16 protein-coding genes and 3 pseudogenes are annotated in these 18,683 nt (G+C 59.7%); 12 read left to right on the top strand and 7 right to left on the bottom strand.

Annotation, left to right across the window (positions count from 1 at the left end):
• The 3 genes from AC0L2R_RS24320 to AC0L2R_RS24310 all read right to left on the bottom strand — a co-directional run bounded on the left by AC0L2R_RS24320 (window position 1) and on the right by AC0L2R_RS24310 (window position 3,836).
• Entirely contained in the window at window positions 1-1,290 is a 1,290-nt protein-coding gene (locus AC0L2R_RS24320; protein WP_473512002.1) for a cytochrome P450, read from the bottom strand.
• A 94-nt stretch (window positions 1,291-1,384) separates the two neighbouring features.
• Window positions 1,385-2,587, bottom strand: coding sequence for a cytochrome P450 (locus tag AC0L2R_RS24315; RefSeq protein ID WP_473512000.1), 1,203 nt, complete (start codon window positions 2,585-2,587; stop codon window positions 1,385-1,387).
• A gap of 16 nt (window positions 2,588-2,603) precedes the next feature.
• Entirely contained in the window at window positions 2,604-3,836 is a 1,233-nt protein-coding gene (locus AC0L2R_RS24310) for a cytochrome P450 family protein (protein ID WP_473511998.1), read from the bottom strand.
• A 416-nt stretch (window positions 3,837-4,252) separates the two neighbouring features.
• On the opposite strand from AC0L2R_RS24310, the gene AC0L2R_RS24305 reads away from it, so the two are divergent.
• The 5 genes from AC0L2R_RS24305 (at window position 4,253) to AC0L2R_RS24285 (ending at window position 10,399) form a co-directional block, all read left to right on the top strand.
• A complete protein-coding gene (locus AC0L2R_RS24305; protein WP_473511997.1) occupies window positions 4,253-5,419 on the top strand; it encodes an IS110 family RNA-guided transposase in 1,167 nt (388 codons plus the stop codon).
• A 1,374-nt stretch (window positions 5,420-6,793) separates the two neighbouring features.
• Window positions 6,794-7,075 (top strand): acyl carrier protein, encoded by a 282-nt coding sequence (locus AC0L2R_RS24300; protein ID WP_065008438.1) that lies wholly within the window; start codon window positions 6,794-6,796, stop codon window positions 7,073-7,075.
• Entirely contained in the window at window positions 7,076-8,284 is a 1,209-nt protein-coding gene (locus AC0L2R_RS24295; RefSeq protein ID WP_473511995.1) for a beta-ketoacyl-[acyl-carrier-protein] synthase family protein, read from the top strand. It begins immediately after the preceding gene.
• 310 nt (window positions 8,285-8,594) lie between these two features.
• Window positions 8,595-9,332, top strand: a complete 738-nt coding sequence (fabG, locus tag AC0L2R_RS24290; protein WP_473511993.1) for a 3-oxoacyl-[acyl-carrier-protein] reductase — start codon at window positions 8,595-8,597, stop codon at window positions 9,330-9,332.
• A gap of 476 nt (window positions 9,333-9,808) precedes the next feature.
• The gene (locus tag AC0L2R_RS24285) at window positions 9,809-10,399 is read left to right on the top strand and encodes a NodA family N-acyltransferase (RefSeq protein WP_473511991.1); all 591 of its coding nucleotides are present in this window, start codon (window positions 9,809-9,811) and stop codon (window positions 10,397-10,399) included.
• Window positions 10,400-10,499: 100 nt separating this feature from the next.
• On the opposite strand, the pseudogene AC0L2R_RS24280 reads toward AC0L2R_RS24285, so the two are convergent.
• The 3 genes and pseudogenes from AC0L2R_RS24280 to AC0L2R_RS24270 form a co-directional block, all read right to left on the bottom strand.
• A pseudogene (locus AC0L2R_RS24280) lies at window positions 10,500-10,547 on the bottom strand (hypothetical protein); the annotation flags it as partial.
• Window positions 10,535-10,816 (bottom strand): annotated as a pseudogene (locus tag AC0L2R_RS24275) (hypothetical protein). The pseudogenes AC0L2R_RS24280 and AC0L2R_RS24275, both read right to left, overlap by 13 nt.
• Window positions 10,708-11,001 carry a hypothetical protein gene (locus AC0L2R_RS24270; RefSeq protein ID WP_473512050.1) on the bottom strand — a complete coding sequence of 98 codons (294 nt, stop codon included), beginning with the start codon at window positions 10,999-11,001 and terminating at the stop codon, window positions 10,708-10,710. The pseudogene AC0L2R_RS24275 and the gene AC0L2R_RS24270 overlap by 109 nt, the downstream one beginning before the upstream one ends.
• Before the next feature lie 465 nt (window positions 11,002-11,466).
• Here AC0L2R_RS24270 and AC0L2R_RS24265 point away from each other — a divergent pair, with 465 nt between their 5' ends.
• The 4 genes from AC0L2R_RS24265 (at window position 11,467) to AC0L2R_RS24250 (ending at window position 16,029) form a co-directional block, all read left to right on the top strand.
• The gene (locus tag AC0L2R_RS24265) at window positions 11,467-12,456 is read left to right on the top strand and encodes a nodulation protein NodZ (RefSeq protein WP_065010674.1); all 990 of its coding nucleotides are present in this window, start codon (window positions 11,467-11,469) and stop codon (window positions 12,454-12,456) included.
• A gap of 142 nt (window positions 12,457-12,598) precedes the next feature.
• Window positions 12,599-13,699 (top strand): GDP-mannose 4,6-dehydratase, encoded by a 1,101-nt coding sequence (gmd, locus tag AC0L2R_RS24260; RefSeq protein ID WP_473511989.1) that lies wholly within the window; start codon window positions 12,599-12,601, stop codon window positions 13,697-13,699.
• A gap of 87 nt (window positions 13,700-13,786) precedes the next feature.
• Window positions 13,787-14,740 (top strand): GDP-L-fucose synthase family protein, encoded by a 954-nt coding sequence (locus tag AC0L2R_RS24255; protein WP_245430169.1) that lies wholly within the window; start codon window positions 13,787-13,789, stop codon window positions 14,738-14,740.
• 968 nt (window positions 14,741-15,708) lie between these two features.
• Complete coding sequence (locus tag AC0L2R_RS24250; protein ID WP_245430168.1) at window positions 15,709-16,029, top strand: GNAT family N-acetyltransferase; 321 nt, start codon at window positions 15,709-15,711, stop codon at window positions 16,027-16,029.
• 24 nt (window positions 16,030-16,053) lie between these two features.
• Here AC0L2R_RS24250 and AC0L2R_RS24245 read toward each other — a convergent pair whose 3' ends face one another.
• Window positions 16,054-16,611 (bottom strand): hypothetical protein, encoded by a 558-nt coding sequence (locus tag AC0L2R_RS24245; protein WP_473512049.1) that lies wholly within the window; start codon window positions 16,609-16,611, stop codon window positions 16,054-16,056.
• Window positions 16,612-16,658: 47 nt separating this feature from the next.
• Between AC0L2R_RS24245 and AC0L2R_RS24240 the strand changes: the two are divergent.
• The 3 genes and pseudogenes from AC0L2R_RS24240 to AC0L2R_RS24230 all read left to right on the top strand — a co-directional run.
• Window positions 16,659-16,790: pseudogene (locus AC0L2R_RS24240) on the top strand (transposase); the annotation flags it as partial.
• Between the two features lie 103 nt (window positions 16,791-16,893).
• Window positions 16,894-18,204, top strand: a complete 1,311-nt coding sequence (locus tag AC0L2R_RS24235; RefSeq protein ID WP_473511988.1) for an acyltransferase family protein — start codon at window positions 16,894-16,896, stop codon at window positions 18,202-18,204.
• A 55-nt stretch (window positions 18,205-18,259) separates the two neighbouring features.
• On the top strand, window positions 18,260-18,631 hold the full coding sequence (locus AC0L2R_RS24230) for a hypothetical protein (protein ID WP_065010667.1): 372 nt from the start codon (window positions 18,260-18,262) through the stop codon (window positions 18,629-18,631).
• Window positions 18,632-18,683: the final 52 nt, after the last annotated feature.

Below are 18,683 nucleotides of genomic sequence, written 5' to 3'. Positions count from 1 at the left end.
TCAGCCCCCCTGCGCATGCAGCCGCACCGGCAGCGCGCGGAACGTCCTAAGGAACGCGGAGGGCTCCCGGGTCGGCTGCTCGGCCAATGCCAGCGTGGGGAAGCGCGCCTGGATCCGCGGCAGGCTCTCGGCCAACTGCACCCGGGCCAGTTGCGCACCGAGGCAAAAGTGGATGCCGTGACCGAAGCTCAGCATGATCTTCCCGTCGCTCGACATGCCAGGACTGGTGCCGTAGAACCGCACGGGATCGAAGCGGTCGGGATCGGCGAAGGCGTCCGGGTCGCGATTGCCTGCCGCGATCAGCACGCGCACGTCCGCGTTCTTCGGAATCACCACGCCGCCCAGTTCGATGTCGCGCTGGGCGATCCGCGGAATGGAGCTGAACATGGCGGGCGCGTCGCAGCGCAGGACTTCTTCCACGAATGCCTTCACCCCCACGGCGTCTCCCTGCAGCCAGTGCCGCTGTTCGGGATACGCCAGCATCGCCAGGACTGCATGGTCGATGGTCGCAGCAGTGGTGGCGAAGCCGCCCAGCAGCATGCCCCACAACATGCTGATCAACTCCGCATCCGACAGCGTGTCGGCATCGTCGTCGTGTGCGCCGACCAGCATCGACACGATGTCGTGGTGGGGGTCGGTGCGCTTGCGCTGTATGAGGTCGCCGAAGTAGGCCTGCACCTTGGCGCTGGCCGCGTCCGCCGCGGCGAGCTGGGGATCGCTGGCGTGCGGGCTCAGGCCTTCCAGAATGGGGCCGATGCCGGCGGCGAGCCCGAACATGTCATCCGGGGGCATGCCGAACAGTTCGGCGAAGACCAGCATGGGCAAGGCCAGCGCGAATTCCCGATGCAGGTCCACCGCGTCCCCGCGCTCCAGCGCGGGCGCCATGCCGTCCAGGCGCGCTGCGGCGATGCGCGCGATGCTCGGCCGCAGGTCGTCGATCTGGCGCATGGTGAAATCGCGCGAGATCAGCCGGCGCAGACGCGTATGCGTCGGGGGGTCCATCATCGCTAGCGTGGACGCCAGCAGATTGAGCGACAGGCTGGTCGCCGCACGGGGGAAATAGCGCGCCAGTTCGCCCGGCGCCGGTCCCCGAAACGCATCGCCCGTCGCCTTCAGCGCCCAGTAAATGTCGACGTGGCGGCTCAACAGAAAGAGGCCCGACGCCGCGCGATGCACCGGATCGTGCTCGCGCAACCACCGCATGAACGGATACGGGTCGTGGATGCATGCTGGCGACGCCAGTTCGGCGAAGGCGTCCCGGCATGCTGCTGTGGTTTCTTGCACGTCCATCCTGGTTACCTGTTGGCTGGCTGATCTGACCGGTGCGCGCACAGGGGCGCCGGCAAATTGCGGAGAAGATCCCGATCCCGGCGGCGTCCGCGCGTCACCAGAGCACCGGGAGCTCCTCGAACCCGCCAGTGATGATCTCCTTGCGCAACTTCAGTTCTTCGGGCGACACGGCCAGGCGTAGCGCGGGAAAGCGCTGGAAGATCGAACCGAACACCACCTTGAGTTCCAGCCTGGCCAGCGCCGCGCCGGTACAGTTGTGCGGCCCGTAGGAGAACGCCAGGTGCGGGTTTTCGTCGCGTCCGATGTCGAAGATTTCCGGGTCGTCGAAATGGCGCCGATCGAACGACGTCGCCGGCAGGCCGACCAGCACCTTGCTCTCCGCGGGAATATGCACGCCCGCGATGGTCACGTCGGTCCTCGGATAGCGCATGATGCCGTCCCAGCCCGCGCCCGGCGGGTACATGCGCAGGATTTCCTCCACCGCCTTGTCCACCAGGGATGGATCGCCGACCAGGCGTTCGCGCTGTTGCGGATGGCGGAACATGGCCAGCAGGCCGAATTCGATCTGCGCCACGGTGCTCTCGTGCCCCGCCACCAGTATGCCCGCCGCCAGGCCGATCGCCTCTTCCTCGGTTGCCTTGCCCTGGTCGACCGCCGCGAGCAGATCCGTCAGCAGGTTGTCGCCCGGATCCTGGCGCTTGTCCCGCATCTTGTCGCGAATGTAGGCGCGCAGTTCTTCCCAGGCTAGGCGCGACGCGCTGCGCGGGCCGCTTTCATGCTGGTGCGTCATCACCTCGTCGGACAGCCCGGCGAAAAAGGCGTGATCCTCGTAGAGCACGCCCATCAGCGCGCTGATGACCATGGCTGGAAGCGGAAAGGAGAGGTGGCGCCGCAGGTCGGCGGGCTGGGGCTGGGTCGCCAGCGTCTCGAACAACTGCGCGGCGATCGCCTCGACCTGCTGCGCGAGCAGCTTCACCCTGCGGTTGCTGAAGGCCGGCGCCACGATCGTGCGTAACCGGGCATGCTCGCCCCCCTCGTGCGAGACCAGCCAACCCGGCGAACCGAGAATCACCGAATCCGGGGTGAATGCCGCCGGCGGCATTCCCGCGGGCCGGAATGCTGCGTCGGACAGCACCGCCTTGGCCTCGTCGTAGCCTGTCACCCACCAGCCTTCGTGCCCGGACGGGAACCGCACGCGGTGGATCGGACCATTGGCGCATAGCGCCAACATCTCGGGCGAGGGCTCGATGTGATCAATGCGCCACATCGGCAGCGTCGGCAAGGGTTGTTCGGACATGGTGGCACTTCACTCTCTAAGCGATGGAAGGGCGGAAGGTGACCGGCAGGCGCTGCGGGCAGCGAATGACGTAAGACGGCATGTAGACGACGTCCTCCGCGGCGATGGTCAGCGCCAGATCCTCCAGCCGCCCGAACAGCGCGGGGAAGGCGCAGCGCAATTCCAGGCGCGCCAGCTCAGCGCCCAGGCAGGAATGCGGCCCCTCGCCGAACGACAGGTGCGGGTTGTGCCGCCGGGTGACATCGAACCTGTCGGCGCCGGGACCGAAGGCCTTTTCGTCCCGGTTCGCCGCATGGAACGCCATCAGGACGGCGTCGCCGCGGCGGACCATGCATCCGTCGATCTCCACGTCCTGGGTGGCATAGCGGAACGGCAGATTGGCCACTGCGCTGCCCCAGCGCAGGATCTCCTCGATCGCCTGTGACCACGGAACTTGGCCGCTGCGCACCAGGTGCAGTTGCTGCGGATGCGTCAGCAATGCCAGCACGCCATTGCCGATGGCGCCGGTGGTGGTCACGAAGCCCGCAGATAGCACCATGAACAGCATGTCGATGAGCTCGGTGTCGGAAACGAGCTCGCCGTTGTCGCGCGCGACGATCAGGGCCGAAGCCAGATCGTCGCCGAGCTGGCCCCGCTTGAGCGCGATCAGGCGACGGAAGAACTCCGGGATGCGCTGCCGCGTCTGTCGCACCTCTGCGGCTGTGGCGGAGGTGTTGGCCCGGCTGTAGGTAAGCGCGACGATCTCCTCGCGCTGTTCGTCCGGCAAACCGAACAGTTCGGCGATCACGTTGGTGGGCAGCGGAACGGCGAACTCGCACATCAGATCGGCACTGCCGCCGCGCTGCGCCATCTCGGCCAGGAGTCGATCGACGCATTGTTCGATCCGTGGCGCCAGCAAGGCGATACGACTGGGCGCGAAGCTCCTGGACAGCAGGCCGCGCAAGCGCCGGTGATCGGCGCCATGCGCCGTGACCATGTTGTCCACTTTGCACATCCCGATCAGCGGATGATCCTCGGGGATCTCGCCGTCCTGCAGCGCCCGCCACTGTCGCCAGTCCCTGTTGAAACGCTGGTCGGAAAACATCCGCCTGAGCGTCTGGTGACGGCCTGCCGCCCAGGTCACCACATTGCCTGGCAGCGACACTCGCGCCATCCCCCGCTGCCGCAGGATCGCAGCAGACAGACTATTAAGTTGCGTGGGAGCGACCGAGACACCGATCACATCGCAATGATCGTTTTCTACGCGCATGCCAACAACTCCTTAAAGAACCATTATGTAATAAAGCTACAAAATCATTTGCACCGCAAATGCGTAGCGTCTCATCCCTCAACAAGCATCAGCAAAATTGGATTTCGACTAACCCGCTTGATCTTGCCGGGTTCGGGCGCCCCAGTTAATTGAATAACAAGCCCCAAAACTCAAGTGAAAGAATGTTAAGTTTATTTGTTACTGGAATGTCTAAAATTTCATAATGCCGCAATATATTAACGCCATGGTCAGCCAGCCCTCTAGCCGACCTTAAGGTCGTGTCCCACCGCGTGGTGTAGGTCGGCGGTAGCGAAGCCGCTCGCGAGCGCGCCCTCAACAGCGCTGTAGATGCTTATGGGCGGCGGCGAGCGTGTGGCACCCTCGACGCTGTTGAGCAGCTACCTAAGGAGCGCCCCATGTCACCATCCTTTGATGCAAGCAAATCCCTTACCGCCCTTGATCAGGACAGCACGTTGGTCGCAGTGATTGAGATGAGCCAGACAAAGTGGCTCATTGCTGCGACGGTCCCTGGCTTTGAACGTAACCCTCTCAAGAAGCTCGATGCCGACCCGGATTCGGTGTTCAGGCTGTTGCGCCGCTGGCGCAGCGAAGCCATCCAAGCCGGGCGTGAAGTCCGGCGCATCGTTGTCGCCTATGAGGCTGGACGCGACGGCTTTTGGTTGGCGCGCTGGCTCCAGGCGCGCGCTGTCGAAGCTTATGTCATACATCCATCGAGCGTCGCGGTTTCCCGTGAACATCGGCGTGCCAAGACCGATCGCCTCGATACCGAACTGCTGATGCGCGCCTTTCTTGGCTGGCTGCGGGGCGAGAAGCGCCACTGCAGCATGGCAGCCATCCCAACCGTCAATGAGGAGGAGGCCCGCCGTCCGAACCGTGAACGAGACAATCTCGTCCGCGAACGTACACGGATCGTCAACCGCATCAAGGCAATCCTCGCTCGCTTCGGCATTCGCGCCTTCAAACCCAATCTGCGCAAAGCTGCCGAGAAACTGGAGGCTCTGCATACGGCGGAAGGTATGCCCCTACCGGAACGAAGCCGAGCCGAGTTGCGCCGTAATCTCGGACGGCTTCACCTGTTGCGTGAACAAATCCACGAGATCGAACAGGAGCGGTTGCGGCAGCTCTCGGTGGTTCCGGACACGGAGAAGGGTCCGCTCGCGATGGTTCGCCTTCTTGCGCGGATCATCGGTGTCGGTATCGAGACTGCGGACATGCTGGTGAATGAGATTCTCTCACGCGGCCTGCGTGATCGGAGAGCCGTCGCCCGCTATGCCGGACTTACTGGGGCGCCGGATGAGAGCGGCCAACGCAGGCGCGAGAAAGGTCTTGCGCGGGCCGGCAACGCTCGCGTCCGCTACGGCATGATCCTACTGGCTTGGCGGTTCCTCCAATTCCAAAAGGACAGCGCGCTGGCGCACTGGTTTTGCGCGAGAACGGCCGATGGCCGTGGCGGTACGCGCAAGACAATGATCGTGGCTTTGACGCGCAAGCTACTGATTGCCTTCTGGCGACTTGTCACGACCGGCGAGATCCCGACGGGAGTAGCCCTGCGTCCGGTATAAAGCATGGAGGAGCGTTTGACAGGACGAGCATTGAAGTTTGGCAGCTGCAATAGCGTCTGCCGATAACGATCCGAGGTGGTGGTGATCCCGGCCGCTCACATGGCTTACGACGCCGCGCTGTAGAATGGGCCCACCGCCCGGAGCTTCACCGCCGATGCGTATGGCTGCATCATGGTTTTTGATCCGCGAGGATCAACCGCATACAAGCTTGCGGCGCGTTTACGGCGCCGGATGGCGAGCTCCCCTCGGTTTGCAAGTTATAGACCTCTACGAACAGGCACCTGCCGGCTCAATGTAACGCTGCCGCCGTGCTCGTGACCATCAAGGGCAAGTCGCTTCGCGATGGCCAAAGGCCCACCCTTGACCGTCACTGCGCGCGGCGCCCCCAATGAACCCCGGAGCCAAAGCAGGAACAAATGGGGCGCCACAGCTGAACAAGGAGACGGAACGACTGAAAGATCACCTTGACAAAGATTAGCCCATACAAGCGAGCGAGCGGCGTAGCGGCAGTCATCGATGTTCTTCGGTAGCGTTGGGTTGCTGACACAACCTGATTCGAAGGAACCACCGATGACCAAGCCCCAAACCTTTTCCGACCGGCTCCGTTCCAAAAAAGGGGGCGGCATTGCTGCCGCCCTTTGAGATTGGTGAGAGGCGCAGACCTTAGAAACCCATACCACCCATGCCGCCGCCGCGATGCAGCCCTGAAAGTGTCGAGCGAATCGATGGTGTTCGGAAGCTCGACCCACAGGATGAATCCACCCTGCGAATCGGTAACCTTTGTGCCTTCCGCGACCGCCAGGGCGCTTCGTCGCACCGTAGAGAGCGAGTGTGAGGCGCTGAGCATCTACCAGCGCCCGAGACGTGCCGAGCTCTTGCGTGGAGCCATGCGGGATGTCTCCTGTAGCATTATCTCCCGCAACCAGAGGCTTGCCCGTTCATTGAAATGTATCTCTATCCACAGGGTGGATGCTCTCATTGAAACAAACGATTTTATCAATCGTCCGGAATCTCGCATTGACAGCACCTCACACGCCCTGATCGCCCGCTACCCTTATCGTGTGACGACTGCGAAAAAAGAGCCCGAAAGGTGAAACTTCCATGAGCTCAGACGTGCGCTGGAAGTTGCCCCTGGAAAATGAGTTGCAGTTGGATGCCTACGCCGCAGACCAACGGAACTCATCAGGTCTCTTTAATCCGAATGAGTTGCAGTTGGATGCCTACGCCGCAGACCAACCGGAACTCATCAGGTCTCTTTAATCCGATTGCTGTTGGTGAGTGGCACAAGCCTGGTCAGGACGATTTTCGCGACGTGACTGGCAGAGGTATGACGCCGCACCCACGTCAAAAGGCATTGCTATGGAAAGGAACAGAATGGCTGATCAACTCGCAACGGAAATCATTGCCACGATCAAGAACCGCCTCGAATCGGAGAGCGGCCAGGGAAAGAGTGTGTCCATCATCGGCGAAATAACGACTGCCACGGAACTGACCTCGCTCGGAGTCGATTCGCTGGGTCTGGCGGATCTCCTCTGGGATGTGGAGCAGGCCTACGACATCAAGATAGACATGAACGCGGCCGACGCCTGGTCGAATCTCAAGAATGTCGGCGACATGGTGGAAGCCGTCCGCGGTTTGCTCGCGAAGGAGGTCTGATTGGACAGGCGAGTCGTCATTACTGGGATGGGCGGACTTTGCGGCCTAGGCAACAACGCCGCCTCCATCTGGAAAGAGATGCGCGAAGGCCGCTCCGCCATCCGCCCGATGGTCAGTTCCGAGCTTCATGAGATGAAGGGCATTGTCGGTACCGAGATCAAGGAACTGCCCGAGCACGACATCGGCCGCAACCAGCTCGTCTCCATGGACCGCGTCGGCTTGCTCGCTGTGCTTGCAGCGCGCGAAGCCATCCAACACGCTGGACTTTCCTGCGATCAGGGAAATCCGAATCGCTTCGGCGCGACAGTGGGTGTCTGCGGCTGGGGCTGGGGAACGGTTGAAGACACCTACCGCGCCCTCCTTTTGGGCGGCGCGAAGCGTGCTGGCATTTACACTGCACCAAGGGGGTTGCCGAGCGCCGCTGCCAGCCAGGTCAGCATGAGCCTCGGCCTGCGCGGCCCGGTCTTTGCCATCGCCTCCGCATGCGCATCAGCCAACCATGCGATCGCTTCGGCGGCGGATCAGATCAGGCTCGGCCGGGCCGACGTGATGCTTGCCGGGGGCGCCGAAGCGCCGCTCGTATGCCTTCAGATGAAGGCATGGGAAGCAATGCGCGCGCTCGCTCCGGATACTTGCCGGCCCTTCTCCGCCGACAGGAAGGGAGTGGTGATAGGCGAGGGTGCGGGCATGGCCGTGCTGGAAAGCTATGAGCATGCCGCGGCGCGCGGTGCCACAATGCTTGCCGAGATCGCAGGGATCGGCCTTTCCGGCGATGCCTTCCACATCGTCGCGCCGTCTATCGAGGGGCCGGAGGCCGCGATGCGCGCTTGCCTTGCCGACGCCGGGCTGAATGCCGAGGACGTGGACTACCTTAACGCCCATGGCACCGGCACCAAGGCCAACGATCAGACCGAGACGGCGGCAATCAAGCGCGTCTTCGGAGACTATGCCTATTCGATGTCTGTCTCGTCCACCAAGTCCATGCACGCGCATTGCCTCGGCGCAGCGAGCGCACTTGAAATGATCGCCTCCGTGATGGCGATCCAGGAGGGCGTCGTGCCGCCGACCGCCAATTATCGCGAGCCGGACCCCGATTGCGATCTCGACGTCACGCCCAATGGGGCGCGCGAGCGCAAGGTGCGCGTGGCACTGAGCAACGCCTTCGCCATGGGCGGCATGAACGCAGTTCTGGCGTTCAAGCAGGTGTAGAAGCCACTCGAGATGCCTCCAGTAACTCTATGTCTCGTATGGCCGGATCACGATTGTAAAGGACGTCGCCTTGGACCGCCTCGGGGAATGCGCCAAGTGGCAGCGGAAGCTGGACGAGCCGGGGTCCGTTTTTTTCAAAATTCTCAACTGTTGAAGCGACTTGGACGTACCGCTACCCGGAAGGTTTAGCGAGGTCCTTCGAGTTCGGCTCGAGGGCCTGTCCAAAGCTGTACCCGATAATGTCTGGAAGGCGCAGGGCCGCCAGTGACCGCTCCCGTGCGAAGCCGGTCCTTAGAAAGGGAATCGATAAATGTTCGATCTGACCGGCCGCAAGACGCTCGTCACAGGCGCATCGGGAGGCATCGGCGAGGCGATTGCCAGGGTGCTGCATGCGCAGGGCGCTGTCGTCGGCCTGCACGGCACCCGCGTCGAGAAGCTGGAAACGCTGGCGGCCGAGCTCGGCGACCGGGTCAAGCTGTTCCCGGCGAACCTTTCCAATCGCGACGAGGTCAAGGCGCTCGGCCAGAAGGCCGAGGCCGATCTCGAAGGCGTCGACATTCTCGTCAACAATGCCGGCATCACCAAGGACGGGCTGTTCGTGCGCATGGCGGACGCCGACTGGGATTCGGTGATCGAGGTCAACCTGACCGCCGTGTTCCGGCTGACCCGCGAACTCACCCATCCGATGATGCGGCGCCGGCATGGCCGCATCATCAACATCACCTCTGTGGTTGGCGTCACCGGCAATCCCGGCCAAACCAACTACTGCGCCTCCAAGGCCGGCATGATCGGCTTTTCCAAGTCGCTGGCGCAGGAGATCGCCACGCGCAACATCACCGTCAACTGCGTCGCCCCCGGCTTCATCGAATCGGCGATGACCGACAAACTCAACGACAAGCAGAAAGAGGCGATCATGGCGGCGATTCCGACACGGCGCATGGGCACCAGCACCGAAGTTGCCTCCGCCGTCGCTTACCTCGCTTCCAACGAAGCCGCCTATGTCACCGGCCAGACCATTCACGTCAATGGCGGCATGGCGATGATTTAGCGTGAAAAGTTCAGTGCGGCCCGATGACGGCTATCAACAGTGGGGGAAGGTTCGCACCCATAGCAGTCGGTTGGTCTGGCAACTGACGAGCGGGTCAGTCGGGCAACTGGCCGGGTCGAAGCCTCCTGATCAAGGCCGCCGTGGGCGGAGATTTAGATCAAGTTCTTTGAACCGCATGTCTTTTCCTATCCATAGCGTGGATGCATTAATCCAAAGAAACGATTTTGCCAATGCCGCAGAACGTCGCATAGTAAGATTTCAAAGATGTAAGCCATAGCTAGTTATCGAATTTTTGCATTGGTTCAGAGCAGTATTGTTCTGGTGTGCGCCTTCCGGTGTGCTCGGAACACAACGGGGTCGCATGTTCATGCGGCTAGTTTCTTCGGTGCGCCAGCTACATCGAGCCGGCTCGATTCGACAAGCGTCCCCCTGCTAGGCGCTTCCCCAACAAAATAGCAACAAAGATGAGGTTTTCCATGTGCTCTGACGTGCGGTGGAGGTTGTGCTGGGAAAATGAGTTGCAACAGGCCGATCATGTCGAACTCTCCGAGTTTTTCCGAAAGACCTACGGACCGACTGGGGCCTTCAACGCAGAGCCATTCGAAGACGGCCGTAGCTGGGCCGGTGCGAGGCCGGAACTCCGCGCAATCAGCTACGACGCGCACGGCGTAGCGGCTCATATCGGCATACTACGCCGCTTCATCAAGGTTGACGAGGTCGAGCTCCTAGTGGCCGACCTGGGGTTGTACGGGGTGCGTCCGGATCTTGAGGGACAAGGGATCAGTCATTCAATGCGCGTTGTATATCCAGTATTGCAGCAGCTTGGGGTTCCATTCGCTTTCGGCACCGTTCGGCACGCGATGCGGAACCATATGGAAAGGTTCTGCAGAGACGGCCTGGCGGCGATTGTGTCGGGCGTTCGCGTGCGGTCCACTCTCGCAGATGTGTATCTCGACCTGCCGCCCACGCGCGTGGAGGACGTGCTCGTAGTGGTTGTGCCGATTGGACGCTCGATGAGCGAGTGGCCATCCGGCACCCTGATCGTTCGGAACGGTCCGGAGCTATGAACATCTTGAAGTGCCGGGTGATGGCGCCGGCGCCAAGCGCGAGACCGATGTCGAGAATGGGCGCGCTGTGGGTAAGCCAGCCAATCGATATGAGGTCCACGCCGGTCGTCGCAGTTGCCGGGGCGCTCGCCCGCGTTACTCGGCCCAAGGCCTCGGTGATCGCGCGGCGCCCGACATAGCCACAGCCTGCGCAAGCTCCTCGACCGACATGTTGTCGAGGAGCACGGCGTCGACGCCCACTGTAAGGGCTATCTCCAACTGGTCCAGCCTGTCCACCTCTACCTCGATCTTGTATGTGACCTATGACGCTACGCGCCCGCTCGATTGCGGTGGGGATGTCGCGGCAATGGCGATGTGGTTGTCCTTGATGAGCACCGCGTCGTCGAGCGCGAAGCGGTGATTGGCGCCTGACGGCATATCGCTTCGACAAACGCGGCCGTAGCCTTGCCCGCTTGGCGCGCGTTAAGCGAAAGCTTGGCTTTGCAATCGGCGGCGATAATTGCATCGCTCGTGACATCGCCGGCTCTGCCCAGGTCTTCCAGCAGGTCACGGCGCACGATGGGCTCCATGATGATCTGAGGAAGTGGTGCAAGTGAAGTCATGTCAACGGCTCCGTTCGGATGTCGTCGTCGCGGCCGCGCTCATGGCCGGCTGACGTGGGTCATGCTGCGTGCTGCCGCCGTAAGGTTCCGCTGGGATTAGCTGTGACGCACAACGAGAGGGTTCAGGTCAACGCCCTGGAACCCATGTCACTAGCTATCCATGACGTGGATGCGTTTCATCGAAACAGACGATTTTACCGATGGTACGGCACGTTGCATAGAAAGAATTCAAGGATGTAAGGCTTAGGGAAGTGGTTGATGTTTGCGTTGGCTCCGAAGAGCATTCTCTGGTCTGCGCCGAAGACCCGCCCAGGCGCGCGTCCATCGCGGCCAGGCACTTCCGCGATCGACGCAAGCTACATCGCATTGGCGCAGCACGACAAGCTTCCCCGAATTGCGCAGGCGCTTGCCTCAAAGACAGCAGCAAAGCTGAGGCTTGTGGTGTTCTGGAAAGAGGCAATTTAGATGCTTGTTGATGGCTCAAGGATGGATCGGTTCGTTGTTTCTCGACGGCGCACGGGTTTCGGTGATTGCCTGTGGTCTCTCGCGTCGGCATGGGACTACGCACATCGGACGGGACGGGCTTTAGCAATAGATTGGCGCGGCTCTTGTTACCTCGACAACCCGTTTGCGAATGCCTTTCCGGCTTTCTTCAAGCCAATTGAAGAAATCGGTGGTGTACGGGTCATTTGCGATGACGAGATCAACCACGTCTCATTCCCCGGTCCCTTCTTCCCGTCGTGGTGGAACAAGCCATCCATCGACTGCGTGTACCGTCCGGATGAACAGATTTTCCAAGAACGTGACGAGCTTAACGATCTTTTCCAGGCCCAAGATGATTGTGAAGCCAACACGGTAGTGTGTGATGCTTGCTTGATGTGGCGCTGCGATGAGCAAGCCGAGCGAACGATATTTCGGAGCATCAGACCGAGGGTCGAAATTGAGGATCGGATTGAAGCGCTCTACCAGGAACATTTTGACGGGCACAGCATAATTGGAGTCCATGTCCGCCACGGCAACGGCGAAGGTATTATGGATCACGCACCTTACTGGGCTGATCCAAAGGTTGCCTTAGAGCAGGTATGCACTGCCATTCGTATGGCCAAAGCGCAACCGCATCCAAGGCCTGTAAGGGTGTTCTTGTGTACAGACAGCGCCCAGGTTGTTGATCACTTGTCGGGCGTATTTCCCGAACTTTTCACCGTCCCAAAACGCTTCCAAGCGGATCAGGCCGGCCCCCTACACAGTGCAGCACTGGGCACCGACGGGGGTTTTTCCGCTCTCGTTGAGATGTATCTCCTCGGTAGATGCGACACTGTAATTCGCTTTCCTCCGACTAGCGCCTTCACACGCTATGCCCGCCTCTTCGTGCCACGAATTGTCGAATTCGATTTGAATGACCCGCGTCGTTTGATCTTGATTGATAACTCTTTCGAACGTTCCCCGGCTCCATGAAAGGGTTGGCAGCCCGCTCGAACTCTCCCTAGCCTTCGCGCAGAGGCCCCGTTCGCCCTGCCAATGCGCCCCATTTTTCGCCACGCAATCCCGCCGCAGGCGAGTATTTTCTTGGGCGCGTCAAAATCAAAAGGATTCAAGCTTGTCAAAGAGAAAAGTCGCTTTAATCACCGGGGTCACGGGCCAAGACGGTTCTTACCTCGCAGAATTGCTTTTAGAAAAGGGCTATTCTGTGCACGGGATAAAGAGACGATCGTCTCTTTTTAATACGGGCCGTATAGACCATCTCTATCACGACCCTCATGAAACTGGCGTTGATCTTACACTTCACCACGGGGACTTGACAGATTCGTCCAGCCTTACGCGCGTCATTCAACTGGTTCAGCCGGACGAAATTTACAATTTGGCAGCTCAGAGCCACGTTGCAGTCTCCTTTGAAGAACCTGAATACACCGCGAACTCCGATGCCTTGGGTGCGCTGCGTATCCTCGAGGCAATTCGGATCCTGGGGCTCGTCGAGCATACGCGCTACTACCAAGCCTCGACGTCTGAGCTCTACGGGCTGGTGCGGGAAACCCCACAGACCGAGACGACACCGTTCTACCCCCGATCACCCTACGCTGTTGCCAAATTGTATGCTCACTGGATCACCGTAAATTATCGAGAAGCTTACAATTTGTATGCATGTAACGGTATTTTATTTAATCATGAGTCACCCGCGCGCGGTGAAACATTTGTAACGCGCAAAATCACGCGTGCCCTGGCTCGGGTTAAGCTTGGAATGCAGCGGACTCTATTCCTGGGCAACCTTAATGCGCTTCGCGATTGGGGGCACGCTCGAGACTACGTCCAGATGCAGTGGTTGATGCTGCAGCAGGAGCAACCTGAAGACTTTGTTATTGCTAGCGGTGAGCAACATTCGGTGCGCGAATTCGTCACCGTCGCGGCCGCTGAACTCGGCATCGATGTTCGTTGGGTTGGGGAAGGGGTCGACGAAGAGGGCTACGATGCAAAGACGGGAGCTCTGATCGTAAAAGTAGATCCCCGTTATTTTCGTCCTGCAGAAGTCGAGACACTTCTCGGCGATGCCCGCAAGGCCAAAGAAAAACTTGGGTGGGCGCCCAAAATCTCCTTCATCGAATTGGTTAGGGAGATGGTTCGGGAAGATTTGCGCATGGCAGAGCGTGACGCAGTGCTGATGAAGCAGGGTTATTATTCACACAGTCCACGAGAGTTATGCTGATAATGGTGGCGCCATGCTGGCTTGTTGTCAGTGACATTGTGGTCTTCTTAAGGAACGTCCAGAGCCTTATCAATGGAAAACAAAAAGATGAAGAAAGTCTATGTGGCAGGCCATCGCGGCCTTGTTGGATCCGCCACAATGAGAGCCCTCGAGGCTTTAGGTTCCTATGAGATAATAACACGTACTCACGACCAACTGGATCTATTTGACCGGAGCGAGACGCGCAGGTTCTTCATGTCGCGGCGGCCTGATTACGTCGTAATGTGCGCCGCAAAGGTTGGTGGTATACTGGCGAACGCTAGCTCCCCTGTCGATTTCCTTCATAACAACCTCGCGATTCAAGTCAGTGTTTTTGATGCCGCTCACGCTTCCGGCGTCGAACGGATGATTTTTCTTGGCTCCTCGTGTATCTATCCACGCGACTGTCCGCAGCCGATACGGGAGGAATACCTTCTCACCGGTCCGCTTGAAGCGACTAATCGTCCTTACGCTTTGGCAAAAATCGCAGGTGTCGAATCATGCTGGTCTTTCAACCGGCAGTACAAGGCGCGCTATCTCGCGTTGATGCCGACCAGCTTATATGGTCCCGGCGATAATTATCACCCCGAAAATTGCCACGTTCTGCCCGCTCTGATACGCCGGTTTCATCAAGCTAAAATGAACGGCGATTCCTCGGTGGAGGTCTGGGGATCCGGAAACCCTCGGCGAGAGTTTATGTATTCGTCGGATGTAGGCGATGCCATTGCGTTCCTGCTTGGCCTGCCAGATTCAGATTTTGACGCCTTAACTGCCCCCGACACTGCGCCCCTGATCAATGTTGGCGTTGGCGAGGACGTTACAATTCGCGAGGTGGCGGAACTCGTCAAGGCGGCGGTCTGCTGGAAGGGCGATTTGGTATTCGACACGACGAAGCCAGATGGTACTCCGCGCAAGTTACTGGACGTAACGCGCTTGCGTAACCTTGGCTGGAAAGCCAAAACGTCCCTTGGTGCCGGGTTGCAAGCGACATACGAGGATTTTCTCCGCCTTCATGGGGCTTGACGTGGATGCGCGCATCCTGGTTGGACTGCATGTCCGACCGGGTGCAAGCTGGCTCAGTCAGGCCAAACAGGGACGCATACATGCCCAGAGGGGGCCGCAATATTGGCCTGTGCTAACGCTGCAAACCGGACCTCTCTGCCACCGGCGATGCAGAGGATCACCCAGAAGCTTGGCCAAGCCAATGGGAAGGCCGCACAACGGGGCGCACCTGGAACGGCTGTGCGTGAGCGCCGTCAACTCAAGCCACGAGTTAGAACTGCTCAACCTCACGGGAGCCGCTGCCTACGAACCTGGCCTCGACACGGACGCCAACCAGGCCCGCATCATGCCCCGGGGCAGTCCTTGTCCAAGGCGGTGCAAACGGAAATGGCGGACGTCGACGGTCAACTCGCGCTTATCCGCAGGCGATCGCGTCGCCATCCAAGATCGCGCCTTTTCGGCGCGGTCGGGCACCCTTCCGATCGGATTCAGCCGGCGTTGTTAGCGCCGAACTCACTCGCCTCAACGTCATGGCGCCACAAGCGCGGATTTGCGGCGCCATGGTGCGGGCATTTACAACCCTGCTGCAGCGGGTCTCGTTGATGGCGAAGCGGGCCCTGAACCAGTCGCTCGCGTCTGCAGCTCGCCAAGCTGTCGCGCAGCGCGATCATCCTGATGCTCTGGGATGGCAGTGGCAGGTGACCGCCTATGCGGTGAGCTTGGCTTGGCTCGATTGGCATTATCATATCTTTTACGAAAAATGCTGTTCATTAGTCCGAGTTACTTAAAAGAATGAGTCGGGCCTGCGCGGATGGCAGCATGAATCGGGATTTTGATCACTACCAGGAGAAAATATTCCTTTCATATCTACTCGCCGCGCCAACGCAACGGACGCAGAGACGGTCGGCCGTTTCAGTCACGCGCTACTCGATGAACTCTCTGGCGGGAAAGCGCCCACGCCCGACGTCGTGAGACAAAGCGCGGAGACAGTGCTTGCCGACGCCGGCGTGGTCGCTGTGATCGCAAGTGCAGATGACGAGCCGGTCGGCATCATGGTGCTGAATGAATGCACGGCGATCTATGCAGGAGGCAAGTTCGGCTACATTTCGGAGCTGTATGTTCGAACCGACAAGCGCTCCAAAGGGATTGCCCCTCATCTGCTTGAGGTCGCCTCGCAGGAAAGCCGTGCTCGTGGTTGGAAGCGACTTGAGGTTGGAGCGCCCGGGCAACCAAAATGGAAGCGCACGCTCGATTTCTATCTGCGGAACGGGTTCGAGGAAGTCGGCCCTCGGCTCTGTCGGATAATCTAGACTCAGAGTTTGCTATAGGCTGGCTCAAAGCAACCTGCCGCACAATGTGACGGAACGGAAGCGGAACCATATTAATGCTACAGCCGAATGGTCGATAGTTGGCCATTTTCGCAGGTTAGGGCCGTCGGGGCCTTTTGCATCAGCGTTTTGGCTTTGGACTTCCTCGCGTTCTGCGACGAGGCGGGCATTGTGACACCTCTGGCGATCGACCTCCGTTTCGGCTTCGAGGATACGCTTCAGCAGAGCGGCGTTCTCGGTGCCCAGGCGCCGCACTTCGATCTGCAGAACCTGGAAGCCATCGCTGCTGGGCGAGCTGCCGGGCCCGCTCGGGTGCGGCCTTGTCCAGACGGCGATCCGGGCATTGGAGCGTTTGATGAACGGCTTCAGGGCGTGCGATAAGGTCGCCTCGGCAATAAGCGTCACCGCGTCCTTCTTCTCGCTCTTCACCAGGAACAGACGGTTGCGGTCCTGCTGGGTGGAACGAGAGACCAGCGGAGCCGTCATTGCCAGCAACCGGTCGATCAGATTCGGAGCCGCATGTCGCCGTCGGCGATCGAAGGAGCGCCTTTGCGCGCGTTTCACCTTTGCGCCGGCCCGGGGCTTGGCCCACTCGACGAAGATACGATGCTCGTCGAGCGGATGGCGCCAAGGGCGGACGGCCGCCCTTTGATACGGTGGTGATGTTGAAGATCATGGTGCTGCAGGCGCTCTACTGTCTCTCGGACGATCAGGCCGAGTGTCAGATCCAGGACCGGCTGTCGCCGGTGGGCATGGCCCGCATATCCATCCCATGGATGCATTATATCCAAACAATCAAGTTTACCCATCCGTCATGATGCTGCATAGCGCCGTACAGGAAAGCCAATGTCCCGTGCTTTCCAGCTCACGTTCACGAGCGTGGACTTTGTAGGAAGACCAAGGCGAAACCGGCGCATCATAAGGGGCAGAGTATCCATGAACGGAATGGCGGCGGGGCAGGCCGGATCTGGGCGTTTTATTGCTTTAGAGGGGTTGAGGGGGCTGGCTGCAGTTGGCGTCCTCTTGTCTCACGCCCTCTTCGCTGTCGAGCCAGGGATATTCAAAACCATGTACCCGTTGGCGCAAGCAGCGTGGCCAGAAATCGGATGGCCTGCTCAGCTTCTAACTCTCCCCCCATTCAGCATGCTTATCAACGGAAGCTTTGCGGTTTGTGTATTCTTCGTTCTAAGCGGCTTCGTCCTTACCAAGTCTTTTGCTGAGACTGGAAATGCGTCGGTGCTTGTATCCAGAGCAATCCGACGGATACCCCGCCTCGGCATTCCAATCGCAGCTTCAATCGTTTTTGCCGGTACCATTTTTGCCATGGGGCTGATGAGAAATCTTGAAGTTGCCCCACTCACGGGCTCGGTCTGGCTGACCTGGTATTACCCTAGCTCAATTACGGCCGCGACCATCGCCCAGGAGGCCCTATATGAGTCCTTATTTCTCGGTAAGAACAAACTCAATTCACCACTCTGGACGATGTCCATTGAGCTCGTCGGTTCATACTTAGCCTTCATGTTCGCCTTCGCTGCGAGGTGGTTCACCTTCGCCCTCGTCACAGTTTTTGCCGCGGCTCTCTCTTTTGCGGTCCATATAGCTTACCTGCCCTTCGCCTTGTCGTTCGGGGTCGGCGTCCTCCTGACTCGCGTTTCTCCAGCGAAATGGCCTCACGAAGCTAAGATCGTAATCTTTCTTGCTGCCATCTATCTTGGCGGCTTCTCAAACGCCATCTTGTATGAGCCGATCATCAAACTCTCCCCAATCGACTTTAATCCCCTGAAGGACGCAATGCACTGCGTCGGTGCAGCCTTCCTTGTCGCTAGCGTTCTCGCGCTTCCATCGCTTCAGCGAGCCTTCTCGTCATACTTTTTCCCACTCCTAGGTCGATTGTCGTTCTCGGTCTACCTTCTTCATTTCCCTGTCCTTTGTTCCCTCGGGTGCTTTGTCTATCTCTGGACTATCCAATGGGGGCATGCCATTGCGGCTAGTAGCACTGTCGCCATTGTACTTGTAACCACCATCATTGCTGCGGTGCCGTTTCAGCGCGTTGTAGACGTGAAGTCCATGGAAGTAGCCAAGAGGGTGGACCAATACCTGAGAGGTTTTTGGGTAAGACTGCGGAGGCGTAGACTGGCGCTGCGCTCAACCATTTGAGCGGGACAAACATAGCTAATCATTCTGACCTCAATAAAACGAAAGGTGCCCTGCCTTGGAAGAATTCGTATCACGCATCGCCACCAATGTCGGCGTCGACCCGGCTCTCGCAGACAAGGCCGTTGGCATGATGCTGGGTTTCCTGCAACGCGAGGCAGCCGACGGTCCCGCTGCGCGCATGATCGAGGCCATTCCCGGAGCTTCGGAATTAGTGGCGAAGCATGATGGTGAGGACGCAGAGAGCGGCAGCGTCCTCGCCGGAGGCGGCGTGGTGGGTTTCGGCCAGCAATTGATGAACGAGGGTCTCAGCCTGGGAAATATCGCCGGCCTTGCTAACGAGACGATCGCCTTCGCCAAGGAACATGCCGGCGACGAACTCGTGGACGAGGTCCTCAATTCCGTTCCCGGCCTTCCCCAGTTCGCCTGATCAGCAGCAGCCCGGTGGCATACGATTGTCGTGCGCCCGTCTCGGCCCGCTT

This window comes from Mesorhizobium sp. WSM4820 (assembly GCF_055811075.1).
The sequence above is the reverse complement of the archived record's forward strand: the minus strand, read 5'-3'. Positions and strand labels throughout refer to the sequence as shown.